Origin of the sequence: Rhodanobacter sp. FW021-MT20, assembly GCF_041107475.1 — a bacterium.
GTDB classification, from domain to species: Bacteria; Pseudomonadota; Gammaproteobacteria; order Xanthomonadales; family Rhodanobacteraceae; genus Rhodanobacter_A; species Rhodanobacter_A glycinis.
On sequence record NZ_JBGBPX010000001.1, the window covers coordinates 98,278 to 120,999 of the forward strand.

Here is a 22,722-nt window from a genome sequence, read left to right on the forward strand (position 1 = left end):
CTGTCGCGCGACGGGGTTGCATCGGGTACGTGGGGGAAGCCACCATCGGGGGATGTCTTTACGCATGAACCTATCCCGCTTCCGCTACGGCGCGATCGCATCGCTGTTGCTCGCCGCCGTCATGATCGGTGGCTGTTCCGCCCCGGCCAAGGCGCTGGACAGCCGCGACGTGGACTTCCACGGCAGCAGCTTCCGCGTGGTCCGCATCGACCTGCACCACGATGCGCTGAGCCTGCACTGGCGCGATCCCGCCACCGATCAGCCCTACACCGACATCGACAACCTGCGCGTCTGGGGCGAGGCGCACGGCAAGCACCTGCTGTTCGCCGCCAACGCCGGCATCTACGACCGCAAGGCCGCACCGCTGGGCCTGTACGTGGAGAACGGCAAGACGCTGGTGCCGCTGAACCTGGCGCGCGGCAATCCGGCGGCGGGCAATTTCTCGCTGCAACCCAATGGCGTGTTCGCGATCTATCCTGACGGCCACGCCGCCGTGCGCACCAGCGCCGATTTCAAAGCCGACGCCAAGCCTGCGCAATGGGCCACGCAATCGGGCCCGATGCTGTTGATCGACGGCAAGATCAACCCGCGCTTCGACGACGGCTCGACCAGCCTGAAGTGGCGCAGCGGCGTCTGCGCCAGCAGCCCGCACGAGGTGGTGTTCGCGGTAAGCAAGACGCCGGTGAATTTCCATGATTTCGCCGCGCTGTTCCGCGACAAGCTCGGCTGCCGCAATGCGCTGTACCTGGACGGTAGCATCTCGCAAATCTACGTGGACGGCGAAGGCTACGCCGGTGCGCCCGCCTTCATGGTCAAGCCCTACGCGGGCATCTTCGCGGTCTTCTCCCGATGACGAAAAAATCCCGCCGTTTCCGCTGGCTCACCGGGCTGGCGTTGGCCGTGCTGGCGCTGCTGCTCATCGCCGTCGGCACCGGCTGGTGGCTGCTGGCCGGCAGCCGCGCGCAACTGGATGGCAGCCGTCATCTCGCCCAACTGGCCCACCCGGTCAGCATCACCCGCGATGCGCTGGGCACCGCCACGTTCACCGGTCAGTCGCGCGACGACATCGATGTCGCGCTGGGCTACGTGCATGCACAGGAACGTTTCTTCGAGATGGACCTGATGCGCCGCATGGCCGCCGGCGAGTTGTCCGCACTGGTCGGCCCGGCGGCGCTGAAACTCGACCTCAATCATCGCCGCCATCGCCTGCGTGCGGTGGCCGAAGCGGCTTATGCGCGCTTGTCGCCGGCCAGCCGGCACACGCTGGAGCTGTACAGCGAAGGCGTCAACGCCGGTCTCGCCGCGATGCGCGAGCGCCCATGGGAATACCTGCTGCTGCGTACCCGGCCGCAACCGTGGAAACCGGAGGATTGCCTGCTGGTGATCGCCGCGATGTATCTCGACCTGAACAGTGACGGCCGCAACCAGCGCGAATTGCGTCTGGCGCAGATGCGTGCGGTGCTGCCCGCGTCCCTGACCGACTTCCTGCTCTCGCCTGCCCCCGTGTGGGAAGCGCCGCTGCAAGGTGGCCTGTCACGCTCGCCGGTGGTCCCGGGGGCGAACGTGTTCGACTTGCGCCAGTCCGGCACGCCGGCAGGCACGGCCAAACTTGCTGCCACGCTGGCACCCACGCTGGAAGCGAAACGTCCCGGCAGCAACAACTTCGCGGTCGGGGGCCAGCTGACCCAAAGCGGCGCGGCCGCCCTCGCCAACGACATGCACCTGGGCCTGAGCGTGCCCGACATCTGGTTCCGCACGCGCCTGCGCTACCCCGACGCCAGCGCGCCAAACGGCCAGCGCGACGTGGTCGGCGTCAGCCTGCCCGGCACGCCGGCGATGGTGGTCGGCTCCAACGGCCAGATCGCCTGGGGCTTCACCAACAGCTACGGCGACTGGCTGGACTGGGTCCGCGTGCAGCGCGATCCGCAGGATCCCTCGCGCTACAAGGTGCCCGGCGGCTGGGCCAGCATCCAGACCCACGACGAAACCATCCAGGTGAAGGGCGCGCCGTCGCATGTGCTGAAAGTGGAAGACACGCGCTGGGGCCCGATCATGGGCAAGGCGCCCGACGGCACGCCGCTGGCGCTGGACTGGATCGCCCAGCATCCGCGCGCCTACAACCTCGATCTGATGCAGCTTGAGCATGCCGGCGACGTGAAGGCGGCGCTCGACCTCGCGCCCGGTTTCGGCATGCCGCCACAGAACCTGCTGGTGGCCGACAGCGACGGCCACATCGGCTGGACGATCGCCGGCAACGCGATTCCGTTGCGCCACGGTTTCGATCCACAGCTTCCCGCCGACTGGTCGCAAGCCGGCAGCGGCTGGATCGGCTGGGCGGCGCCCGCGCAATATCCGCGCATCGAAGATCCTGCCGACCATCGACTGTGGACCGCCAACAACCGCACCGTCGGCGGCAGCGCGCTGGCCCTGCTCGGCAACGGCGGCCACGACCTCGGCGCCCGCGCGCAGCAGATCCGCAACGACCTGCACGCCCGCGCCGGTTTCAGCCCCGGCAACCTGCTCGACATCCAGCTCGATGATCGCGCAGTGTTTCTCACCCGCTGGCAGCGCCTGCTGCAACAAACCCTGGCGCACACCGACGATCCTGCCTTGCTGAAGCTGAAGAAACTCACGGCCATCTGGCGCGAACGCGCTGCGCCGAACAGCGTGGACTACCGCCTCGTGCGCGCCTTCCGCAACCAGGTGAAAGCCGAGGTGATGGCACCGTTCGTGGCACACGTGAAACAGCACTACCCCGACTTCAGCTGGCCACGTCTGGACAATCCCGAGGCGGCCGTGTGGGCCCTGGTCCACCAGCAACCGGCAAACCTGCTCGACCCGCGCTTCAAGGATTGGCACGCGCTGCTGATCGCCGCCGCCAAACACGTGACCGACACCCTGGGCAGCGAGCCCGGCGGACTGGCCGCACGCACCTGGGGCGAAGTGAACCACGCCGACATCGACCACCCGCTGGCCCGCGCGCTGCCCGGCTTCCTCGCCCACTTCCTCGACATGCCCGACGACGAACTGCCCGGCGACCACGACATGCCGCGCGTAGCCGCCCCCGGCTTCGGCGCCTCCGAACGGCTCGACGTGACGCCCGGCCACGAGGCCCGCGGCATCCTGGAAATGCCCGGCGGCCAGAGCGACAACCCGCTGTCGCCCTACTACGGCGCCGGCCACGAAGACTGGGTCCACGGCCGCCCCACGCCGCTGCTGCCGGGTCCGGCCCAGCACACGCTGACGCTGGAGCCTGCCACTTGATCGAGGCCTCAGCGAGCCAGCCAACACCCGAAGATGCAACTCTTGTCTCACCGGTTGGCCGGTAGCATCCAATCGCGACGTGGCTGCACCGCTCTTCCCTCCCTTCGTGAAGCGGCGCATGGCGTAGGACAAGGCCCGCAGGGTGGCCGGCCAGTTCGACGCCAGGGCAGGAAGCCCTGTCGGCGAACCCCCGTAGCCATGCGCGGACCCGCCGGCTCGCAGAGCCGGTGGGCGCGAACGCAGGGTGCCCCTCTTTTGGTTCTGTTTTCTCGGGCAAGCGAGAAAATGAACCCGCCCGCCCGCCCGCCGGCAGGCGGACGGAACCTCCGTCACCATAGGTGGCGGCCCGCAGGCAAAAGCTTCCCAGCAGAGCGATACAACTCCCATACAAGTCGCCCAGCGTGCGTGACTCCTCAAAGGTAGTGCTTGCCCACTTGGCGGAAACACCCCCTGGAAAACCTGTCGATTCCTCACACACCCATTCGTCGTTTCCACAAAGGCCGCACAACGCGGCCTGCCACCAGGAGACACGACAATGCGATGCATGGTGATGGTCAAGGCGACTGAACTCTCGGAGTCCGGGGCATTGCCCACGAGCGGGCAACTCGAGGAGATGACGCATTTCAACCAGGAGCTGGCGAAGGCCGGGGTGCTGCTGGTCGGCGAAGGGCTCACGCCCAGTCGCCGAGGCAAGCGCGTGCAATTCGATGACCATGGCAAGCGCACGACCGTAGACGGTCCATTCGCCGAAACCAAGGAACTGGTGGCCGGTTTCTGGCTGTGGCAGGTGCGCTCGATGGACGAGGCGATGGAATGGGTGCGCCGTTGCCCCGCGCCGTTCGAGGGCGAATGCCAGATCGAGGTTCGCCCCCTGCTCGAAGCCGAGGACTTCGGTGCCGCGCTGTCGCCGGAACTGCGCGCCGCGGAGGAGCGACTACGGGCCGATTTGGCCTCGCGCGGCTGATGCGCCCTTGTGGCCGTGCGCACGGCATGCTGTGATCGGCTCCATGCACGGAGCCGACACCCACCAGGCCATCGAAACCGTCTGGCGCCTCGAATCGCCACGACTGATCGCCGCGTTGATCCGCGTGGTGCGCGACATCGACCTGGCCGAAGAACTGGCCCAGGACGCCCTGGTCGCCGCGCTGGAGCACTGGCCGCGCGAGGGCGTGCCGGACAACCCCGGCGCGTGGCTGATGACCGCCGCCAAGCGGCGCGGCATCGACCAATTGCGCCGGCGCCGGCTGATCGAACGCAAGCATGCCGAGCTGGGCGACGATCCGGAACACGCGGCATTCAGCATGCCTGACCTCGAAGCCCTCGACGACGATATCGGCGACGACCTGCTGCGACTGATCTTCACTGCCTGCCATCCGGCGCTGTCGGTCGATGCGCAGATCGCGCTCACCCTGCGCCTGCTCGCCGGCCTCAGCACCGAGGAAATCGCCCGCGCCTACCTCGCCGCCGAACCCACCATCGCCCAGCGCATCGTGCGCGCCAAGCGCACCCTGGCCAAGGCCAACGTGGTGTACGAAGTGCCACGTGGCGAGGCACTGGCGGAACGCCTGGGTGCCGTACTCGGCACGATCTACCTGATCTTCAACGAGGGCTACACCGCCACTTCCGGCAGCGACTGGATGCGCCCGGCGCTATGCGAGGAAGCGCTGCGCCTGGGGCGCATGCTGGCTGCGTTGATGCCACGCAACGCCGAAGTCCACGGGCTGCTTGCATTGCTGGAAATCCAGGCCTCGCGCAGCCACGCTCGCGTATCGGCGGACGGCCAGCCGATCCTGCTGCCGGAGCAGGATCGCAGCCGCTGGGACCGCCTGCAGATCCAGCGTGGGCTGGCGGCACTCGAGCGCGCGGAAAAACTCGACGCCGCGCGTGGCCCGTACACCTTGCAAGCCGCCATCGCCGCCTGCCACGCCCGCGCCGCCAGCGCGGAACAGACCGACTGGCCACGCATCGCCTCGCTCTACGCCGAGCTGGCCCGCGTCACGCCTTCGCCGGTGGTCGAACTCAACCGCGCGGTCGCCATCAGCCGTGCCGACGGTCCCGCCGCGGGCCTGCGCCTCATCGACAGCCTTCGCGACGAGCCGGCGCTGGCGAATTACCACCTGTTGCCCGCCGTGCGTGGCGACCTGCTGGAAAAACTCGGACGCCACAACGAGGCCCGCGTGGAATTCAAGCGTGCGGCCAGCCTGACGCGCAATGCGCGCGAACGCGACGTGATGCTGGCGCGAGCGGGCAAGCAGGAACCGGCGCCTCCGTCATGAATGCACGGCAGCGGCTGGCGTGTTCGTCACCGCGCGTTATGATCACGCTCGCCATGCCATGATCGTCGTCACCGCCAGAACACGCCCGACGCCACGTCTGCGGCCTGATGCCCGGGCCGGATTCCGCGCAACCACAGGATGATTCGCCCATGACCGTCACCCGCACCGCCGAGCATCAGCAGCTGGACCGGCTGCTGCTGCAATCCGGGCGCAGCGACCAGCAGGCATTCGCCGAGCTCTATCGACGCACCTCGTCGAAACTCATGGGCGTGTGCCTGCGCATGCTGCGCGATCGCGGTGCCGCGGAAGAAGTGTTGCAGGAGATCTACATCACGGTCTGGCACCGCGCAGCCAGCTTCGACGCGGCCAAGGCCAGCGCCATGACCTGGCTCACCACGATGTCGCGCAACAAGGCGATCGACCGCCTGCGCCAGCACCGCGAAGAGCGGCTGGACAACCCGCTCACGCTCGATGAGATGGTCGACGACCAGCCCTCGCCCGGCGCCAACGCCGAGAACAGCCAGGAGTACCGCCGGCTCGAAAGCTGCCTGGATGCACTGGAACCCCGACAAAGACGCTCCGTGCGTGAAGCCTTTTTCAGCGGAGCTACGTATAACGAATTGGCAGCACGCTGCGACGTGCCGCTGGGAACCATGAAAAGCTGGATCCGTCGCAGCCTGATGCAACTCCGCACGTGCCTGGACTCATGAACACGCCCATCGACGACAACAACCACAACCTGCGCTACGCCGAGTATGTGCTGGGCGTGCTTGACGCCGACGCCCGTGCCGAAGTGGCGCACGAAATGCTGGCCAGCGACGAGGTCGCCACCGCCGTGGCCTTGTGGCAGAGCCGTTTGCTGCCGCTGACCGAAAGCATCGAGGACGTGGCGCCCGCCCCATACGTGTGGGCACGCATCCACGACGCGCTGAAACTGGATGCCCCCGCATCCACGCCAGCCCGGGCCACGCCGCGCCCACGGCTGTGGGACAACCTGGCGCTGTGGCACTGGCTGGGCCTTGGCGCCAGCGCGGTGGCCGTGGCGCTGCTGCTGGTGGTCGCGCTGCCGCGGCATGCCAACGTCACGGCCCCATCGGCGACCAGCGTCGCCTACATGGCTTCGACGATCAAACAGGACAACGGCGCCACCGGCTGGACCGCCACCATGGACCTGCAGCACGGCCGCATGATCGTGGTGCCCGCCGCACCCCAGGCACTCGCCCAGGGCAAGGCACCCGAGCTGTGGCTGATTCCCGCCGGCCAGAAGCCGATCGCGGTCGGCATGATCTCGCGCGAACAGCCCACCACGCTGGCGCTTGCCCCGGCGCTGCTGAAGCAACTCGGCGCAACCGCAGCCCTGGCCGTTTCGGTCGAACCGCCGGGCGGCTCGCCGACCGGTCAACCGACGGGCCCGGTGATCGCCAAGGGTGCCATCGGCGCCGCGCCGGATGTACAGGGCAACAAGGTGGCCATGAACGGCGACGGACACGTGGAGCGGACCCGGGCCTGATCCGGCCCGGCCTGTTCGCGCGCGATATGTCCGCCCGTATCCCGTTCCTGCCTGGCCCGGTTTGCGCATGAGCACCGCGCTGGTCGTGTTCCGGCGCGACCTGCGTCTGGCCGACAACCCGGCGTGGAGCGCCGCCTGCGCCGCTCACGCGCAGGTGATTCCCGTCTACATCCACGCCCCCGGCGAGGATGGCCCATGGTCCATCGGCAGCGCCAGCCGCTGGTGGCTGCATCACTCGCTGGCGGCGCTGGACCGGCGATTGCGCGCGCATCATGTCGCGCTGCATCTACGCCAGGGCGACACGCTGGAGGTCCTGCGCGAGCTGGTCCGGCGCAGTGGCGCCGACGCGGTGTACTGGAATCGGCTGTACGAGCCAGCGTTGATAGAACGCGATACCCGCATCAAGAGCGCACTGCGCGAACAAGGCACCGCGGTGCACAGCCACCCTGGCACGCTGTGGTGCGAGCCGTGGCAGATCGCCACGCAACAGGATGCGCCGTACAAGGTGTTCACGCCCTACTGGCGCAAGCTGCGCACGCTATTGCAGCCGGTCGAACCGTTGCCCGAGCCGGTCGTGCCCGGCTGGCAGGCATTGTCGGGCAGCTTGCCGCTGTCGGCGCTGGCATTGCTGCCGCGCATCGGCTGGGACAGCGGTCTGGCCGAGACTTGGCAACCGGGCGAGGACGGCGCGCACGAACTGCTGGAGATCTTCGCCGACGACGCCATCGGCGACTACGCCCATGCCCGCGACCTGCCCGCCCGCCACGGCACCTCGCGACTGTCGCCGCACCTGCACTTCGGCGAAATATCCCCGCGCCAGATCCACTTCGAACTGGACCGCCGCGCCCGCGCCATCGACGCCAAGCGGCGCCCGGATATCGAGCCGTATCTGCGCGAGCTGGGCTGGCGCGAATTCGCCCACCACCTGCTCTACCACTTCCCGCACACACCCACCGACAACTTCAATCCACGCTTCGACGGCTTTCGCTGGGCAGCGGCGGATCAGTCATTGATCGAACGCTGGCAACACGGTCGCACCGGCATTCCGCTGGTCGACGCCGGCATGCGCGAGCTGTGGCATACCGGTTGGATGCACAACCGCGTGCGCATGATCGTGGCCAGCCTCCTCACCAAGAACCTGCGCCAGCACTGGCAGCACGGCGCGCGCTGGTTCTGGGACACGCTGGTGGACGCCGACCTCGCCAACAACACGCTGGGCTGGCAATGGGTGGCCGGTTGCGGCGCCGACGCCGCACCCTACTTCCGCGTGTTCAACCCGGTGACCCAGGCGAAGAAGTTCGATCCGGACGGCACCTACCTGCGCCGCTGGCTGCCGGAACTGGCCGCTGCGCCGCTGGCACTGCTGCACGAGCCGTGGAAGGACGAAGCCCTGCTCAAGCGCAGCGGCTATCCAGCCCCGATGATCGACCTTGGCCAGTCGCGACAGCGGGCGCTGGATGCCTACGCTGCGCTGGCACGCTGAATTCGCACTCACAGCAACCTGTCTCTTCTCTCACCGTCGCCCCAGCGAACGCTGGGGTCCAGCGCCTCTGGTTGCCCGCAAGCCGCTGGGCGACCAGACCCAGGTCTGTTGAAAAGCACTTCCTGCTGACCCCACCCTGCGGCCATTGAAAAGCGCTTCGCAAAAATGACGAAAACGGAAATTTTCGACAAAACATGATGCCTTTCGGTGCCGGGAAGTTTGACCCTGGCCCGAACGCGGCCGTGTAACGTCTACGCCGATGCCTTTTCGACATCCACCACGTGGGCTGATGCGGCCAGTGCACGCGCTTCGGCGGCCCCCTTGCGCTCGCTGTAACGATCGACCAAATAGTCGCTGCGACCACGCACCAGCAAGGTGAATTTGAACAACTCCTCCATCACGTCGACCACGCGGTCGTAGAACGGCGAGGGCTTCATGCGGCCGGCGTCGTCGAACTCCTGCCAGGCTTTGGCCACGGACGACTGGTTGGGGATGGTGAGCATGCGCATCCAGCGCCCGAGCAGGCGCAAGGTGTTCACCACGTTGAACGATTGCGAACCACCGCAGACCTGCATCACCGCCAGCGTGCGCCCTTGCGTGGGACGCACGCTGCCGTCTTCCAGCGGCAGCCAGTCGATCTGGTTCTTGAACACGCCGGTCACCGCGCCGTGCCGCTCCGGGCTCACCCATACCTGCCCTTCGGACCACAGCGACAGCGCGCGCAACTCCTGCACCTTGGGATGACTGGCCGGCACGCTGTCCAGCAGCGGCAGTTCATGCGGATCGAACACGCGGGTCTCGGCGCCGAACCGGCGCAGGATGCGCTCGGCCTCCAACGCCAGCTTGCGACTGAACGATTGCGGCCGCAGCGAGCCGTACAGAATCAGGATGCGCGGCGGATGGCGGGCATCCCCCGGCAACCCCAGCCGTTCCAGGCTGAGTGTCTCCAGCACACCGGCGTCGATATGGGGCAGATCCTGCATCGTCATGGCCACGGCTTGGTGTTGTATCGGTCAAACAATTCTATAATCATGGAAATATGGAATTCAATCCGAGGCATGCCATGCATCCCTGCCGCGTCCTGTTCATCTGCACCGGCAACTCCGCCCGCAGCATCCTGTCCGAAGCGACGCTCAATCACGTCGGCAAGGGCCGCTTCGAGGCGCTCAGCGCCGGCAGCCAGCCCAGCGGCCGCGTCCATCCCGCTGCGCTGGAACAACTCGCGGCGCTCGGCATGTCCACCGACGGCCTTGCCAGCAAGTCGTGGGATCGCTTCGCACAAGCCGGCGCACCAGCGCTGGATATCGTGATCACCGTGTGCGACAACGCGGCGAACGAGACCTGCCCGGTGCTGTTCGGCCCCTTCGTGAAAAGCCATTGGGGCCTGCCCGATCCGGCAGCGACCCGCGATGCGGAGGCGCTTGGCGAAGCGTTCCGCAAGGCCCACGCGCTGATCATTCGCCGCGTCACCGCCCTGCTTCAACTGCCGGTGGAAACCATGCACCGCGACGAGCTGCAGCAAGCGCTGGACCGTATCGCCACGATAACCGACGACGAGGCCACGGCATGAGCCACGCGCCAGCAAAAGCAACGGCCGCCGGCAACACTGCTGCCGATGACGCCCGTATCGGTTTCTTCGAACGCTACCTCACGATCTGGGTGTTGCTGTGCATCGCCGCCGGCACGCTGCTCGGCCACGTGCTGCCTGGCAGCTTCGAAGCGCTGGGAAACATGCAGGTCGCCGAGGTGAACCTGCCGGTGGCGGTGCTGATCTGGCTGATGATCATCCCGATGTTGCTGAAAATCGACTTCGGCGCGCTGGGCGGCGTGCGCCGGCAATGGAAAGGCATCGGCGTCACGCTGTTCGTCAACTGGGCGGTCAAACCCTTCTCGATGGCGCTGCTGGGATGGATCTTCATTCGCCACGTATTCGCCGGCTACCTGCCCGCCGACCAACTCGACTCCTACATCGCCGGCCTGATCCTGCTGGCCGCCGCGCCATGCACGGCGATGGTGTTCGTGTGGAGCAACCTGTGTCGCGGCGAAGCGAACTTCACGCTGAGCCAGGTGGCGCTGAACGACGCCATCATGGTGGTGGCGTTCGCACCCATCGTCGCGCTGTTGCTGGGGATTTCGTCGATCACCGTGCCGTGGAACACGCTGCTGCTGTCGGTGCTGCTGTACATCGTGGTGCCGGTAGCGATCAGCGTGCTGCTGCGACGCCGGATGCTTTCGCATGGCGGCGAGGCAAAGCTGCAATCGCTGCTGCAACGGCTGGGTCCGATATCGCTGGGTGCGTTGCTCGCCACGCTGGTCTTGCTGTTCGGTTTCCAGGGCCGGCAGATTCTCGCGCAACCCGCCGTCATCGCGATGCTCGCCGTGCCGATCCTGATCCAGGTGTACTTCAATGCCGGCCTCGCCTACGCGCTCAATCGCCGCTTTCGCGTGCCGCACTGCGTGGCCGGCCCCTCGGCGCTGATCGGCGCCAGCAACTTCTTCGAACTGGCCGTGGCCACCGCCGTCGGCTTGTTCGGCGTGCACTCCGGTGCGGCACTGGCGACCGTGGTCGGCGTGCTGATCGAAGTGCCGGTGATGCTTTCGGTGGTCCGCATCGTCAACCGCAGCAAGCGCTGGTACGAGGCGGCGCAGGCCTGATTGCGCGCGCGTCATCGAATCCACCGCCAGCCCGTTCCCATCTAGGAGCGTGGGCGGCAGAAATCTTCCGGGCTGCAAAAGTGTCTGCGTGGTCCATATGTCCGTCGCTTCTTGGCCCATAGAACCACTATGGGCCGGCGAATCGTCGAAAATCTGTTCTCACGCTGCCACTTTTTCGCCTCGAAAGTTTCTACCGCCCACGCTCCTAGGAGACACACCATGGCCGCTCCGATCATGCAGACACCGCAAGCCATCGCCGCCCTGTCCGCGCTGGCGCAGGATTCGCGCCTGGCCATCTACCGCTTGCTGGTACAACACGCGTCCGATGGACTGGCCGCCAGCGCGATCGCGCGGCGGCTGGACTTGGCCAATGCCACGCTGTCGTTCCACCTCAAGGAGCTGGTCCATGCCGGCCTGGTCGCGGGCCGCCAGGAGGGTCGCTACATCTACTACCAGCCGAAGATGGAGGCGATTGCGGCACTGGTCGCCTTCCTCACGGAAAACTGCTGCAGTGCAGGTACGGGCCGCTGCGCACCGGCACCTGGGCGAGGCTGAGGGCGACCTGACCGGCCCGCCTTGCAGCCGTCATTCTCGCGATTCTCGACGGCCGAAGGCATGACGAGCCACATCAGAGTTTCGCAGCCACATCCGGCAACAGCCGCCCCCGGCCCGCTCCGGCGTGATCCGTTGGCCGCGCGACGCCGTATGAAAGCCCGGTCGTGCCGTTTGCAGGGAGCACTTCTTCGCGAAGCATGGACCTGCGCTGCTCTTCACGCCGTCCATGACGCACCGCGTGGCAAAACCTTCCCATTCGCAGCGAACAAGGAGCCAGACATGAACCGTCCCCAGCAAGTTGCAGGTCTGCTCGGCTGGCTGCTGCTCAGCTTCGTGACCGCGGCCATCGGCGCACTGGCGTCCGTGCAGGCGGCCGGCTTCTATGCCGCCATGGCACAGCCTGCCTGGGCACCGCCGTCCGCCGTATTCGGCCCGGTGTGGTCGCTGCTCTACGCATTGATGGCCATCGCCGCATGGCTGGTCTGGCGCGGGCACGGCTGGCACCGGCATCGCGTCGTGCTGGCGCTGTTCGTGGTGCAGCTGGTGGCCAACGGCCTGTGGAGCTGGCTGTTCTTCGCCTGGCATCTGGGCGCCGCAGCCTTCGTCGACATCGCGCTGCTGTGGCTGCTGATCGCCGCTACGCTCATCGGGTTCTGGCGGGTGCGTACATGGGCCGGCGTTTTGCTGCTGCCCTATCTGGCTTGGGTCAGCTTTGCCGCGGCGCTGAACCTTGCGGTGTGGCAGCTCAATCCGCAGATACTGAGCTGAAAATCCGTGAAGGAATCGCCGGCTATGGCGACCGCCACTGGCGGTGCCTTGCCGTGTGCACGCAACCACAACGATCGCCGACATCCGATGCATCCGAAGCAGGCAGACGTCCGTAGACAATATCGAAATGGCACCCAGACACTGCCGATGCGGGCACCCGCAAATGACGCATCGACCCGTGCTGCGGCCGGTCGCGTGACCAGTCTAGGCGCTGCTTGTGACACAAGCCGGTGCTGAAACATGCCCAATCCGGTCGACAACCAACACGCGCCGCACGATGGCGATTTCGCGGCTGCCTTGTCTTCGCCCCTACGGAGTATCCCCAATGAAAGCCATGTCCTTCGTCATCGCCACTGCCGGATTGCTGTCCTTGGCGCCGGCCCACGCCGCGAAGCCTGCCAATCCGGTCAGCGTGCACGTGCTCAACATGCAGGACGGCCTGCCCGCCCCTGGCGTCGAGGTCATCCTGGAGCGCATGGGCTCGGGCGGCAAATGGGACAAGCTCGCCGACATGCATACCAACGCACAAGGACGCATCAATGCACTGTACCCGGCAGGCCAGCCGCTGCAACAAGGCACCTATCGCGTGATTTTCGAAACCGGCCACTGGTACCAAGCGCACGGCAAGCAAAGCTTCTTCCCGCAGATCCCGGTGGTATTCGCCATCGACGGCAGCCTGCCGCACTACCACGTGCCGCTGCTGCTCAGCCCCTACGGCTACTCGGTGTACCGGGGAAACTGATTGACCCGCCTGCGCCTGCTGCTGGGCGACCAGCTGAACCCGCGTCACGCGTGGTTCGACACGGTCTCGTCCGACGTGCTCTACGTGTTGATGGAGGTGCGGCAGGAAACCGATTACGTGCTGCACCATGCGCAGAAGATCCTGGCGATCTTCGCCGCGATGCGCCGCTTCGCGCAGCAACTGCGCGAGGCCGGCCATCGGGTGGCCTACCTGTGCATCGATGATGCCGACAACCAGGTGTCGCTGACCGCCAACCTCGACCGGCTGATCGCGCAACACGGCGCCACCGCGTTCGAATACCAGGCGCCCGACGAATGGCGGCTGGACCGGCAACTGGCCGACTATGCCGCGCAGCTGTCGCTGCCCGCCCGCTGCGTGGACAGCGCGCACTTCCTCACCACGCGCCACGACGTGGCGGATTTCTTCGCCGCGCGCAAGCGCTGGACGATGGAGCCGTTCTACCGCCACATGCGCCAGCGCCATGGTGTGCTGCTGGAACCCGATGGTGCGCCGCTGGGCGGTCGCTGGAACTTCGACGCCGAGAACCGCAAGCCCTGGCGCGGCGAGCCGCCGGAGCCGCCAGACCTGCGCCCGCGGCACGACCACCGCGCACTGTGGGCGCGCATCCAGGCCGCGGGCGTGAAAAGCTTCGGCGAGCCATCGGCGGCAGCGTTCCGCTGGCCGATCGACCGCGCCGAGGCGCTGGCCCAGCTCGATGCCTTCGTCCAGCACGCCTTGCCGCATTTCGGTACCTACCAGGATGCACTGAGCCATCACGCGACGCGGCTGTTCCATTCACTGCTTTCCTTCGCGCTGAATGTGAAGATGCTCGACCCGTCCGAAGTGATCGCGCGGGTGACGGCCGCGGGCCGCGCGGGGTGGGCACCGCTGGCAGCCGTGGAAGGCTTTGTCCGGCAGATTCTGGGATGGCGCGAGTACGTGCGCGGCGTGTACTGGGCGCGCATGCCCGGCTACCCGGCCAGCAACGCCTTCGATCACCACCGCCCGCTGCCGGAATGGTTCTGGACCGGCGGCACGCAGATGGCCTGCCTGCGCAGCGCCATCGGCCAGTCGCTGGCGCACGCCCACGCGCATCACATCCAGCGGCTGATGGTGATCGGCAATTTCGCACTCTTGGCGGGGCTGGACCCGCAGGCGCTGCACCGCTGGTACCTGGGCATCTACATCGATGCCTTCGAGTGGGTGGAGCTGCCCAACACCGTGGGCATGAGCCAGTTTGCCGATGGCGGCCTGCTGGCCACCAAGCCCTATGCAGGTTCCGCCAACTACCTGCACAAGATGGGCGACCACTGCACCGGCTGCACCTACCGGCACGCCCAGCGCAGCGGGCCGCGCGCCTGCCCGTTCAACGCGCTGTACTGGGATTTCCTGGATCGCCACCGCGAGCGGCTCGGCGCCAATCCGCGCCTGGCCATGCCCTACCGTCTGCTGGCGCGGATGGCGCCGGCCACTCGCCATGCCCTGCAGCAGCAGGCCGAGGCAATCCTGGCGCGGCTGGACAGCCTTTAACGCAGCCACGCGCCGCATCCATGTGCGGCGGCGCTGCGTACAAGCCCGGCACGTTTCGCCACGCCCCCACCCGACCGGCACAGCGCCAAGGCCAACCCATGTCCACGCCCCCATCCACGCTGCCCCCATCCATGCCGCGTTGCGGCGAATCGGTCTCGCAGCGCGTGGCCGATCGGATGCGCGCAGCCCGCATCCGCTTCCACGCCAACGACAACATCGCGCCGTGGCTGGAGGAAGGCGAGCTGGCCGCGATCGAACAGGAGGTCGCCGGCAAGGCACAGGCTTTGCTGCGCGCGCTGGTGATCGACGTGGAGCACGACCACAACAGCCACGACACGGCGTGCCGGCTGGCCAGGATGTTCGTGCGCGAGGTGTTCGCCGGCCGCTACCAACGCGAACCCGCGGTGACCGACTTTCCCAACGTCGAGCGCCTGAACGAGCTGATGGTGGTGGGCCCCCTGCGCGTGCGCAGCGCCTGCTCGCACCACCTGTGCCCGATCATGGGCCGGGTGTGGATCGGCGTGTTGCCGCGCGCCGACTCGAGGCTGATCGGCCTGTCCAAGTACGCCCGGCTGGCCGACTGGGTGATGCGTCGCCCGCAGATTCAGGAGGAGGCGGTGAGCCAACTGGCCACCCTGCTGGAACAACGCCTGCAGCCCGAGGGTCTGGCCGTGGTGATGCGCGCCGACCACTTCTGCATGCACTGGCGCGGCGTGCAGGACGATGGCGCGCACATGACCAGCAGCGTGATGCGCGGCGCCTTCCTGGCCGATGCCTCGCTACGCAAGGAATTCCTGAGCCTGCTCCATGACGGGAGCGCGTAGGACATCCGTGCGCAATGGCGGTCGAGCTTGCAGTCTGCCGATGAACAGGGATCGCGGCCGCGCGTCGTCGAGGAAAGGATCGCCGGCTATTTCCATGGCGACGGCTACGTGCAGCACAAAACCCAGAGTTGCCGACGGCCTCTCGGAACGGGCCATAGCACTGGAAGCCATGGCCCGTTCCGGCATCCACATGAAGTACGAACGCACACGCAAGGTGCTTGGCGAAGGCGACTTCGTGCTCGTCGCCAGCGAGGGTTGGTTTGCCAACAACCACGTCGCCTTCTACGACCTGTTCCGTGTTCAGTATGACCGGATCGTGGAACATTGGGATGTCATCGAGACCATCCCGGAACGCTCAGATTGGAAGAACACGAACGGCAAATTCTGAGGCGTCCCTGCATGGTTCGCCTCCCCGGCTGCTGCAGGGTTCGTGGAGGCACGGCGCCTGCCCCGAGGTGGCCAGGAGAACCAACTCGTGCGGCGGCAACTACCGCACGAGCTTCGCCGGTAGCACCAATGCGACGTGGGGCATACGCAGGCGGATACCGTCGCGACATCGCGAAAGCACACGCATCCAAAACCGCGTCTTCGACGTAAGGCTTACGTCAAGCAGGTTTCAGTCTGCAACCCGGGGTTGCCATGCCGCAGTGCGAACGTATCGTCTATATCAGTCGGGCTGCCTTTGCCGCCAACAACCCATCCAGCGCCGTCGAGCCCGAGATCGGCCGCATCCTGATGCAGTCACGCCGCAACAATCCTTCGCGAGGGTTGGTTGGCGTTCTTTATTACGGCGATGGCCACTTCTTCCAGGTGCTCGAGGGTGAACGGGCCGCGATCGACGCGTTGCTTGGCACACTTCTCCAAGATACCCGCCATGGCGATTTGACGGTTCTCTCCCGACACGCCATCGGCCAGCCGAGCTTCGCGGGCTGGTCAATGAAATACGTGCCGGCAAGCGACGATGTCAAAAAACTGCTTGCGTCGTTCGGACAGTCCCGCTTCGACCCGTATCAATTCGACGACGCGCAGATAGGGGCGATGATCGCGCTCCTGCAGCAGCGTTCGGCAGCGTCCGAACCGGCCGCGGCCGAGGCACCATCCGAACCGCGTCGATCGATCAGCGACGACCACGAGCAAGCCGGGCGACGCGCACGTTACGCGCTGTGGATCAGCGTGATAGCGCTGCTGCTCTCAATGATCTCCATGATGATGGCGATATTGATTTACCGTCGCGGCATACTGCCCTGAATGAATCGACGACCGAGTGCACGAGGTGCCGGCGCGGGCACACCCCGGGCTTCAAACCAGATGTGATTGAAACCAATCTGCAAGCTGGCCGGCGGTAGGCTCGATCACCAGCGGATCGTCGTAGAAACGGGTATGAAAGATGCCCGGAACGATATGCAGTTTCTTGTGCTTCGCCGGCATCAACGCATAAACATGTTCGGCGGCCTCCGGACCGCCGTCGGACATCTCGCCGTGCACGACCAAGGTCGGTGTCTTGAGCTTGCGTGCATGCTCGTCGACGTCGAAGGTCCATACTTCCGCATCGCTCATGGTCGTGTAGCGGTTTTCCCAGCGGCTCGGCTTGCCCCATTTTTCGGTGGTCCACGGCATGTACCAGTCGTGGATCGGAGGCCAAGGCAGGCCTGCCGACTTGTCGGTGAGACTCACGACTTCGGTGTAATCGACGTGCCCGTTGTCGTGGAATCGCGCCAGGGCAGCACGACCGCGTGCGATGCGCTCGTGCAGGGTCGGCCCGTCGCCGCTGAAGAACTTGTGCAGGTTTTCCGCGTACAGGTATTGCCCCGAGACCAGTGCGATCGCCTTGATGCGTGGATCCGTCGCCGCCACGGCGATCATCTCCGAGCAGCCCTGGCAGATGCCCAAGGCGCCGAGCCGCGCCGGATCGATTTCGGGTCGCTGCGCCAAGAAATCGATGGCCGCTTGCGCATCGGCGATCTTGTTGGCGGGACTCTCGTGCCGCCGTGGCATGCCGCCGCTCTCGCCGCTGCAGCGCGAATCGAATATCAACGCGACAAAACCGGCGTTGGCCAGGCGTGCAGCATATTCCGCTGGCGATTGCTCCTTGACGTAGCCGAACGGCCCCAACAGCACGATGCCCGGGCGTTTCGAGGCCGGTGCCGTGGGCTTGAACAGCAGGCCGACGATGGTTTCGCCACCGCTGATGAACTGGATTTTTTCCACATCTTGTTTGCTGGTCGGCATGGGATTTTCTCCAGGCGACCTGATGGCCGCCAATGCGTTAAGTGGGGTGAAATCGAGCCACTGCGCTCCGCCCAGCAACAGTGCGGACAAGATCACCCTGCGCCGAGAAGGATCCATCGCTGAGGTCCTTTTCGAGCGCTGAACAAGCGGCCGTTTCCAGTCCATGACGTCAGCCATCGGGCAACCACACGCTCAGCGTCATGTCGTTGCCCAGCGGAGCACTCAACCAGGCGTCAGCGTCGGACAATCTCGAGCGATAGCTGGCGCTTCCCGGCCTCGCCAACTGCTGGTTGGCGCTGACCAGCAAACCGCCCGGACGCAGCAATCGACGCAGTTCGGCCAAATCCCCCGGCGTCGGGGCATGGCCATCGAAAAAGGCGAGGTCATAGTTGGGCTGCAGCGCGGGTAGCACGCCGGCAAATTCGCCTTCGTGCACATTGATGCGTGCGGCATGGCCGGCTTTCTCGATGGCCGCGCGGGCCATCGCCACATGCAGCGGGTCGCGCTCCAGCGTATCGACCCGGGCTTTCTTGGCGCCACAGGCCAACCACAACGCCGTATAACCGAGCGCCGTACCGAGTTCGAGGATGCGTCTGGCATCCACGGCGGCGGCCAGCACACCGAGCACCGATCCTTCGGCATGCGGGAATGCCCAGCAACCGTGCTCGTGCCGGTGGCGATCCGTGGCATCCCTGAGCGCACGCCAAGGATCGACGACTGACGACGTGCTGGAAAGCTTCATTCGATACGCGCCTCCCTTTCGCCTCGCATGCGCCAAGGATGCAACCGACTTATCATGCCCACAATGCATTCAAGCGCATATCAAGCATGCACCCAAGACATATTTCGGAGCTCGACCTCAATCTGCTGAAGCTGCTCGATGCACTGCTCGATACACGCAGCGTGACGTTGTCCGCCGAGAGGCTGGGCATCGGTCAACCCGCTGCCAGTCGTGCCTTGGCGCGCCTGCGCAAGGTGCTGGACGATCCATTGCTTGTGCGCACTCCGAGTGGTTACGAATTGACTCCACGCGCGATCCGGCTGAAGCCGGAAGTCGTTCAGGCGATGCACGCGCTTGATCGCGTGTTCGCGCCGCCGAGTTTCGAGGCTGTAACCAGTACGCGACGCTTTCGCATCGCGACCACCGACTACGGATCCATGGCGGTCTTGAACCAGGCCGTGCCTGCGCTGTTGCGCAGTGCTCCTCACGCAAGCCTGGACGTGGTGCCTTGGAGCGAGTCCACGCTGGATGACATGGCTGGCGGGGGAGTGGATCTGACGCTGTACGCCGATGATGCCTTGCCGGCGGCGTATGCCTGGCGGCGGTTGTTCACCGAAACCTTCGTCTGCCTGTACCGCCACGGCCATCCCGTCGGCCCACTGGCAGCCGCGGGATCGAGCGCGTCGAGACTGAAGGCCTTGGGCAAGTATCCGCGAGCCGTGATCGCCTACCCCTCGGGACGAGTCACCCAACTGGACGATCTGCTGGATCAATGGGGGTTGCGGGATGGCCACGTCGCGCTCAGCCTTCCCTACTTCCTGGCGGCCCCCTGGATCATCGCCGAAAGCGATCTGGTGCTCGTGGCGCCGGCGCGCGTGGCCACTCGCCTTGCCTCGATCGCACGACTGGACAGCAGTCCGTTCCCGATCCGGGGCAAGGGCTTCGAGTACCGCATGATCTGGCACGAGCGCATGCACCATGACCTGGCCCACCGCTGGCTGCGCGAGTTGATCCGGCAAAACGCATAGCCATGCATGTAGCTGCCGCATCGATCATTGCGATTTGCTCGCAACGGCCTCAATCATTCCGGGCAGGCGTTCTGCGGCAGTCGCAGGACTGGTCAGGCTGGAGCACCTTCCATCCTCGGCAGTGCCAACCGTCCAGCGTGCGGGCGTTCCTGGATACGTTGCCAAAGGGTTTTGGCCGAGCTGGCCCAACGGCCTGAAGCGCTGCTCGCTTGGCAAACGCGCCGAGCAGGGACACTCGCGGCAGCTTCGCCATGGCCGCGCAGTCACGACCAGATGCCGCGCGCTTTCAGCGTGGGGCAAACGCGTTGATCTGTCGGTTCTCCAAAACCGGCGGATACGGCACCCCGGCGCGTGTCAGCGCCAGCATGCAACGCCCTACTGACGCGGTAGTGGTGAAGCCGCCCGGCAACACCCTGCTTGCCAACGCCAGCAGCGGCGACCCCAGCGCATACATTGCGCGACGGAAATCATGGGACGAACGCTCGCCCTGCGTGGGGCGGATCACGCCCGGCCGCAGGCTGGTGGATGCCAGGCCGAAGCGGCCAGGCACGGCCTCGGCCTCGCCCTTCACGCGCAGCGGCATGAAACGGCTGGCTGCGTCGGCGCCCGCACCGGAAACGTAGACTAGGTAGCCGCCAGGATTCGCACTGGCATAGGCGGCGCACACCCGCTCCAGCAGACCCACCGTGACCTCGCGATAGGCCTCCTCGGACAGCAACAGCGGCAACGCCCCGGCGCAGTACAGGCACGCGTTGAGACCCGCCAGATCGAGATTGGCCAGCGCATCGTCGGTGAACTCGGGCACCTGCAGCACGCGCAGCTTGGGCGAGGTCGCCACCAATGGCCGGCGCACCAGCACGATGACGTTGGCCACGTCGGCCTGGCCAAGCAACACGTTGAGCAAGCCTTGGCCCACCAGCCCGGAAGCCCCCAACAACAGCAGGTTCATGCCCATGCGCCACCGCGGCCGTGTCGGCGACAACGATCGGAACAATAGACGACGCGCTCCCAGTCGCGTCGCCACTTCCTGCGCCACTGGAAATCGCGGCCGCACACTGGGCAGCGCTTGGCGGGAAGTTCGTGCTTGCGGCGCATGGCTGGCATGACGGCCACTCAGCTGGAGGCGATGGCGCCGCGGCCACCATCCACGCCGATCACCTGGCCGGTGATCCAGCTGGACTGTGGTCCGAGCAGAAAGGCAGCCAGTTGCGCCGCGTCCTCCGGCTGGCCCAGTCGCTTCAGCGGATGCATCGCGGTGATCGTGTCGCGTACCCGTGCGCTGGTCAGCAGCGGACGCGCCAGCGGCGTCTCGGTCAGCGACAAGGCAATGGCATTGACCCGAATGGCTGGTGCCAGCTCGGCCGCCAGCGCGAGTGTGAGCCCTTCCACCGCCGCCTTGGCCATGCCAATGGAACCGTGCATGGCGAAGCCGTGACTGGCGGCCACCGAGGAAAACAGCACGATGGATGCGCCCGACGAACCTGCGCGCAGGGCTGGCAGCGCCGCCTGGATCGCCAGCGCAGCGCCGGCTGCATTCAGCCGATAATCGCGCGCCATGTCCGACGCCCCGAGGCGCGCGAAGGGTTTGAGGTGGATGTTGCCCACCGCGTAGACCAGCCCGTCCAGCAGCTCGGGTGCTTGTGCCATCACATGGGCAAAGGCATCGTCGTCCAGCACGTCGGCAGCGGTCCAGCCAGCCGCCAGTTCATCGGCCAGGGGGGCCAGCGTGGCGGCTTCGCGGGCCACCAGGTGCAGTCGATGCCCGGTTTCGGCCAGCTGTCTGGCCAGGCAGCGGCCGATGCCGCCGGTGGCGCCATAGATCAGGATACTTGCGGCCATGCCGGCGGCTCCTGCGTGGAAACGAGTTTGGCTGCAGCACGCCGTCGCGCGCTTCTACAACCCCACCAGCGGTTGCAGCTTGCGCGCTAGCCAGCCGGGGAAGCGCAGCGGCGCATCCAGCGCGGCCACGCAGATGCAGGGCGCGCCGGGTGCGGTGACCGGGCGATGCTCGATCTCGTTGTCAAGGTCGGCCACATCGCCGGGGCCGAAATGGCCCAGCACGTCATCGTAGGCGCCGCGCAGGATCTGGGTAAGCTCGGTGCCCTGATGGCTGTGCAGCGGCATGCTCTTGCCGGGGGCGATCCTGAGCAGGATCAGGGTGTCGCCACTGCCGCGCGCGGCGCGGATCATGTGCACGCCCGGCGCCATCCAGCGCCAGCGCAGCCCGCGCCAAGAGCGGCCGAAATACGGTTGAAGCGGGCGCGGCAAGGCATCGGGATCGGTCGGTGCCGCCTCCTGCCGCACGGGCGGCTCGGCCGCCGACTCGGCGTCCAGCAGGGCCAGCATCGCCTCGCGCAGGCGCGCGCCACGCGCCGCGTCAGCCGGGGCAGCTTGCTGCTGCCCCAGCAGCGCACCACCGATGTGCTCGGCCTGGGCAAGGCTTTCCCGGCACTGTGCGCAGCCTTCCATATGGGTGGCGGCCACCGCGCGCATCTCCGGCGACAGAGCGCCGGCGGCGAAGCTGACCACGGTGGCTTCATCCAGGTGATGGCGCGGGCTCATGGCTGCCCCCGCACGCCAAGCTGCAACCGGATGAAGGCGCGGCGCAGACTGGATTTCACGGTGCCCAGCGGCATGGCCAGCTCGCTGGCGATTTCGTGATGGGACTTGGCTTCGAAGTAGGACATGCGGATCAGGCGGGCTTGGACGGCCGGTAGACGTTCGATGCGGCGTCGCAGGTCAACCTGCTCGGCATGGCTCTCGGCGGAGGTCACGTCGCCCTCCTCGTCGCGGTCGGGCCAACCGGGTTCGTCGTCCACCGGCACCCACAGCGGCTCGCGGCGCAGGCGGTCGATGTGCAAGTTGCGCGCGATGCGGAACAGCCAGGTGGACAGGCTGCTGCGCGCGGCGTCATAGGAGGCGGCGCGCTGCCACAGCCGCAGCAGGGCTTCCTGCGCCAGTTCCTCGGCCACCGCCTCGGGCGAACCGATGCCGCGCAGGTACAACCGCAGCCGCGGCGCGTAGTGATCGTAGATGCGCATGAAGCAGTCGCGATCGCGCCTGCACGAAACAGCCGCCATCTGGCTGGCCCAGTAGCTTGCATCCTTGGCGTGAGGCTCGAGGCTGGACATGGCTCG

25 protein-coding genes are annotated in these 22,722 nt (G+C 66.5%); 17 read left to right on the forward strand and 8 right to left on the reverse strand.

Annotated features, from left to right (window positions below):
- Positions 1 to 64: 64 nt before the first annotated feature.
- The 7 genes from AB7849_RS00495 to AB7849_RS00525 all read left to right on the forward strand — a co-directional run bounded on the left by AB7849_RS00495 (position 65) and on the right by AB7849_RS00525 (position 8,533).
- Positions 65 to 853, forward strand: coding sequence for a phosphodiester glycosidase family protein (locus AB7849_RS00495; protein ID WP_008210880.1), 789 nt, complete (start codon positions 65 to 67; stop codon positions 851 to 853).
- Positions 850 to 3,264: a penicillin acylase family protein gene (locus AB7849_RS00500; RefSeq protein ID WP_369500475.1), complete on the forward strand. Its 2,415-nt coding sequence runs from the start codon at positions 850 to 852 to the stop codon at positions 3,262 to 3,264. Before AB7849_RS00495 ends, AB7849_RS00500 begins: the two co-directional genes overlap by 4 nt.
- A 535-nt stretch (positions 3,265 to 3,799) precedes the next feature.
- Positions 3,800 to 4,228, forward strand: coding sequence for a YciI family protein (locus tag AB7849_RS00505; RefSeq protein ID WP_008217196.1), 429 nt, complete (start codon positions 3,800 to 3,802; stop codon positions 4,226 to 4,228).
- Between the two features lie 43 nt (positions 4,229 to 4,271).
- Positions 4,272 to 5,540: an RNA polymerase sigma factor gene (locus AB7849_RS00510; protein ID WP_037102721.1), complete on the forward strand. Its 1,269-nt coding sequence runs from the start codon at positions 4,272 to 4,274 to the stop codon at positions 5,538 to 5,540.
- Between the two features lie 149 nt (positions 5,541 to 5,689).
- Positions 5,690 to 6,250: a sigma-70 family RNA polymerase sigma factor gene (locus tag AB7849_RS00515; protein WP_008217191.1), complete on the forward strand. Its 561-nt coding sequence runs from the start codon at positions 5,690 to 5,692 to the stop codon at positions 6,248 to 6,250.
- A complete protein-coding gene (locus AB7849_RS00520) occupies positions 6,247 to 7,050 on the forward strand; it encodes an anti-sigma factor (protein WP_092703939.1) in 804 nt (267 codons plus the stop codon). Before AB7849_RS00515 ends, AB7849_RS00520 begins: the two co-directional genes overlap by 4 nt.
- A gap of 67 nt (positions 7,051 to 7,117) precedes the next feature.
- Positions 7,118 to 8,533 carry a cryptochrome/photolyase family protein gene (locus tag AB7849_RS00525; protein WP_008217189.1) on the forward strand — a complete coding sequence of 472 codons (1,416 nt, stop codon included), beginning with the start codon at positions 7,118 to 7,120 and terminating at the stop codon, positions 8,531 to 8,533.
- A gap of 251 nt (positions 8,534 to 8,784) precedes the next feature.
- Here the strand turns inward: AB7849_RS00525 and arsH are convergent, their stop codons facing one another.
- Entirely contained in the window at positions 8,785 to 9,522 is a 738-nt protein-coding gene (gene arsH / locus AB7849_RS00530) for an arsenical resistance protein ArsH (protein WP_008217188.1), read from the reverse strand.
- A gap of 74 nt (positions 9,523 to 9,596) precedes the next feature.
- On the opposite strand from arsH, the gene AB7849_RS00535 reads away from it, so the two are divergent.
- The 9 genes from AB7849_RS00535 (at position 9,597) to AB7849_RS00575 (ending at position 16,855) form a co-directional block, all read left to right on the forward strand.
- The gene (locus AB7849_RS00535) at positions 9,597 to 10,103 is read left to right on the forward strand and encodes an arsenate reductase ArsC (protein ID WP_008217185.1); all 507 of its coding nucleotides are present in this window, start codon (positions 9,597 to 9,599) and stop codon (positions 10,101 to 10,103) included.
- Positions 10,100 to 11,188 (forward strand): ACR3 family arsenite efflux transporter, encoded by a 1,089-nt coding sequence (gene arsB, locus AB7849_RS00540; protein WP_369500476.1) that lies wholly within the window; start codon positions 10,100 to 10,102, stop codon positions 11,186 to 11,188. Before AB7849_RS00535 ends, arsB begins: the two co-directional genes overlap by 4 nt.
- Positions 11,189 to 11,422: 234 nt before the next feature.
- Entirely contained in the window at positions 11,423 to 11,743 is a 321-nt protein-coding gene (locus tag AB7849_RS00545) for an ArsR/SmtB family transcription factor (protein WP_037099048.1), read from the forward strand.
- Positions 11,744 to 12,022: 279 nt separating this feature from the next.
- The gene (locus AB7849_RS00550) at positions 12,023 to 12,511 is read left to right on the forward strand and encodes a TspO/MBR family protein (protein ID WP_008209825.1); all 489 of its coding nucleotides are present in this window, start codon (positions 12,023 to 12,025) and stop codon (positions 12,509 to 12,511) included.
- A 325-nt stretch (positions 12,512 to 12,836) separates the two neighbouring features.
- Complete coding sequence (gene uraH / locus AB7849_RS00555; RefSeq protein WP_008209823.1) at positions 12,837 to 13,253, forward strand: hydroxyisourate hydrolase; 417 nt, start codon at positions 12,837 to 12,839, stop codon at positions 13,251 to 13,253.
- The gene (locus AB7849_RS00560) at positions 13,254 to 14,783 is read left to right on the forward strand and encodes a cryptochrome/photolyase family protein (RefSeq protein ID WP_369500477.1); all 1,530 of its coding nucleotides are present in this window, start codon (positions 13,254 to 13,256) and stop codon (positions 14,781 to 14,783) included.
- 98 nt (positions 14,784 to 14,881) lie between these two features.
- The gene (gene folE / locus AB7849_RS00565; RefSeq protein ID WP_050984294.1) at positions 14,882 to 15,607 is read left to right on the forward strand and encodes a GTP cyclohydrolase I; all 726 of its coding nucleotides are present in this window, start codon (positions 14,882 to 14,884) and stop codon (positions 15,605 to 15,607) included.
- A 40-nt stretch (positions 15,608 to 15,647) separates the two neighbouring features.
- Positions 15,648 to 15,995 carry a nuclear transport factor 2 family protein gene (locus AB7849_RS00570; RefSeq protein WP_139201738.1) on the forward strand — a complete coding sequence of 116 codons (348 nt, stop codon included), beginning with the start codon at positions 15,648 to 15,650 and terminating at the stop codon, positions 15,993 to 15,995.
- Between the two features lie 251 nt (positions 15,996 to 16,246).
- A complete protein-coding gene (locus tag AB7849_RS00575) occupies positions 16,247 to 16,855 on the forward strand; it encodes a BLUF domain-containing protein (protein ID WP_008209692.1) in 609 nt (202 codons plus the stop codon).
- A gap of 51 nt (positions 16,856 to 16,906) precedes the next feature.
- Here AB7849_RS00575 and AB7849_RS00580 read toward each other — a convergent pair whose 3' ends face one another.
- On the reverse strand, positions 16,907 to 17,836 hold the full coding sequence (locus tag AB7849_RS00580; protein WP_175481555.1) for an alpha/beta hydrolase: 930 nt from the start codon (positions 17,834 to 17,836) through the stop codon (positions 16,907 to 16,909).
- Positions 17,837 to 18,005: 169 nt separating this feature from the next.
- Complete coding sequence (locus AB7849_RS00585; RefSeq protein ID WP_008209700.1) at positions 18,006 to 18,578, reverse strand: O-methyltransferase; 573 nt, start codon at positions 18,576 to 18,578, stop codon at positions 18,006 to 18,008.
- A gap of 86 nt (positions 18,579 to 18,664) precedes the next feature.
- Between AB7849_RS00585 and AB7849_RS00590 the strand changes: the two genes are divergently transcribed.
- A complete protein-coding gene (locus AB7849_RS00590; protein ID WP_369500478.1) occupies positions 18,665 to 19,585 on the forward strand; it encodes a LysR family transcriptional regulator in 921 nt (306 codons plus the stop codon).
- Between the two features lie 286 nt (positions 19,586 to 19,871).
- On the opposite strand, the gene AB7849_RS00595 is transcribed toward AB7849_RS00590, so the two are convergent.
- Genes AB7849_RS00595 through AB7849_RS00615 form a run of 5 tightly spaced genes read right to left on the reverse strand, consistent with a single transcriptional unit; the run spans position 19,872 to position 22,716 of the window.
- Complete coding sequence (locus AB7849_RS00595) at positions 19,872 to 20,534, reverse strand: oxidoreductase (protein WP_157618045.1); 663 nt, start codon at positions 20,532 to 20,534, stop codon at positions 19,872 to 19,874.
- A complete protein-coding gene (locus AB7849_RS00600) occupies positions 20,531 to 20,689 on the reverse strand; it encodes a DUF2256 domain-containing protein (RefSeq protein ID WP_439822692.1) in 159 nt (52 codons plus the stop codon). The genes AB7849_RS00595 and AB7849_RS00600 overlap by 4 nt, the downstream gene beginning before the upstream one ends.
- A gap of 9 nt (positions 20,690 to 20,698) precedes the next feature.
- Positions 20,699 to 21,424, reverse strand: coding sequence for an SDR family NAD(P)-dependent oxidoreductase (locus AB7849_RS00605; protein WP_008209708.1), 726 nt, complete (start codon positions 21,422 to 21,424; stop codon positions 20,699 to 20,701).
- Between the two features lie 54 nt (positions 21,425 to 21,478).
- Positions 21,479 to 22,147, reverse strand: a complete 669-nt coding sequence (locus tag AB7849_RS00610; protein ID WP_092703961.1) for a ChrR family anti-sigma-E factor — start codon at positions 22,145 to 22,147, stop codon at positions 21,479 to 21,481.
- Positions 22,144 to 22,716: a sigma-70 family RNA polymerase sigma factor gene (locus AB7849_RS00615; protein WP_157618229.1), complete on the reverse strand. Its 573-nt coding sequence runs from the start codon at positions 22,714 to 22,716 to the stop codon at positions 22,144 to 22,146. The genes AB7849_RS00610 and AB7849_RS00615 overlap by 4 nt, the downstream gene beginning before the upstream one ends.
- Positions 22,717 to 22,722: the final 6 nt, after the last annotated feature.

What these genes read in the sequence shown, in the direction of transcription:
- AB7849_RS00595 (WP_157618045.1), bottom strand. Translation starts at nt 20,534, where the DNA reads ATGAACCTGCTGTTGTTGGGGGCTTCCGGGCTGGTGGGCCAAGGCTTG.
- AB7849_RS00510 (WP_037102721.1), top strand. Translation starts at nt 4,272, where the DNA reads ATGCACGGAGCCGACACCCACCAGGCCATCGAAACCGTCTGGCGCCTC.
- AB7849_RS00610 (WP_092703961.1), bottom strand. Translation starts at nt 22,147, where the DNA reads ATGAGCCCGCGCCATCACCTGGATGAAGCCACCGTGGTCAGCTTCGCC.
- AB7849_RS00535 (WP_008217185.1), top strand. Translation starts at nt 9,597, where the DNA reads ATGCATCCCTGCCGCGTCCTGTTCATCTGCACCGGCAACTCCGCCCGC.
- AB7849_RS00580 (WP_175481555.1), bottom strand. Translation starts at nt 17,836, where the DNA reads ATGCCGACCAGCAAACAAGATGTGGAAAAAATCCAGTTCATCAGCGGT.
- arsB (WP_369500476.1), top strand. Translation starts at nt 10,100, where the DNA reads ATGAGCCACGCGCCAGCAAAAGCAACGGCCGCCGGCAACACTGCTGCC.
- AB7849_RS00545 (WP_037099048.1), top strand. Translation starts at nt 11,423, where the DNA reads ATGCAGACACCGCAAGCCATCGCCGCCCTGTCCGCGCTGGCGCAGGAT.
- AB7849_RS00575 (WP_008209692.1), top strand. Translation starts at nt 16,247, where the DNA reads ATGCCGCAGTGCGAACGTATCGTCTATATCAGTCGGGCTGCCTTTGCC.
- AB7849_RS00505 (WP_008217196.1), top strand. Translation starts at nt 3,800, where the DNA reads ATGCGATGCATGGTGATGGTCAAGGCGACTGAACTCTCGGAGTCCGGG.
- AB7849_RS00605 (WP_008209708.1), bottom strand. Translation starts at nt 21,424, where the DNA reads ATGGCCGCAAGTATCCTGATCTATGGCGCCACCGGCGGCATCGGCCGC.
- AB7849_RS00590 (WP_369500478.1), top strand. Translation starts at nt 18,665, where the DNA reads ATGCACCCAAGACATATTTCGGAGCTCGACCTCAATCTGCTGAAGCTG.
- AB7849_RS00515 (WP_008217191.1), top strand. Translation starts at nt 5,690, where the DNA reads ATGACCGTCACCCGCACCGCCGAGCATCAGCAGCTGGACCGGCTGCTG.
- AB7849_RS00585 (WP_008209700.1), bottom strand. Translation starts at nt 18,578, where the DNA reads ATGAAGCTTTCCAGCACGTCGTCAGTCGTCGATCCTTGGCGTGCGCTC.
- AB7849_RS00570 (WP_139201738.1), top strand. Translation starts at nt 15,648, where the DNA reads ATGAACAGGGATCGCGGCCGCGCGTCGTCGAGGAAAGGATCGCCGGCT.
- AB7849_RS00550 (WP_008209825.1), top strand. Translation starts at nt 12,023, where the DNA reads ATGAACCGTCCCCAGCAAGTTGCAGGTCTGCTCGGCTGGCTGCTGCTC.
- folE (WP_050984294.1), top strand. Translation starts at nt 14,882, where the DNA reads ATGTCCACGCCCCCATCCACGCTGCCCCCATCCATGCCGCGTTGCGGC.
- arsH (WP_008217188.1), bottom strand. Translation starts at nt 9,522, where the DNA reads ATGACGATGCAGGATCTGCCCCATATCGACGCCGGTGTGCTGGAGACA.
- AB7849_RS00615 (WP_157618229.1), bottom strand. Translation starts at nt 22,716, where the DNA reads ATGTCCAGCCTCGAGCCTCACGCCAAGGATGCAAGCTACTGGGCCAGC.
- AB7849_RS00520 (WP_092703939.1), top strand. Translation starts at nt 6,247, where the DNA reads ATGAACACGCCCATCGACGACAACAACCACAACCTGCGCTACGCCGAG.
- AB7849_RS00495 (WP_008210880.1), top strand. Translation starts at nt 65, where the DNA reads ATGAACCTATCCCGCTTCCGCTACGGCGCGATCGCATCGCTGTTGCTC.
- AB7849_RS00600 (WP_439822692.1), bottom strand. Translation starts at nt 20,689, where the DNA reads ATGCCAGCCATGCGCCGCAAGCACGAACTTCCCGCCAAGCGCTGCCCA.
- uraH (WP_008209823.1), top strand. Translation starts at nt 12,837, where the DNA reads ATGAAAGCCATGTCCTTCGTCATCGCCACTGCCGGATTGCTGTCCTTG.
- AB7849_RS00525 (WP_008217189.1), top strand. Translation starts at nt 7,118, where the DNA reads ATGAGCACCGCGCTGGTCGTGTTCCGGCGCGACCTGCGTCTGGCCGAC.
- AB7849_RS00500 (WP_369500475.1), top strand. Translation starts at nt 850, where the DNA reads ATGACGAAAAAATCCCGCCGTTTCCGCTGGCTCACCGGGCTGGCGTTG.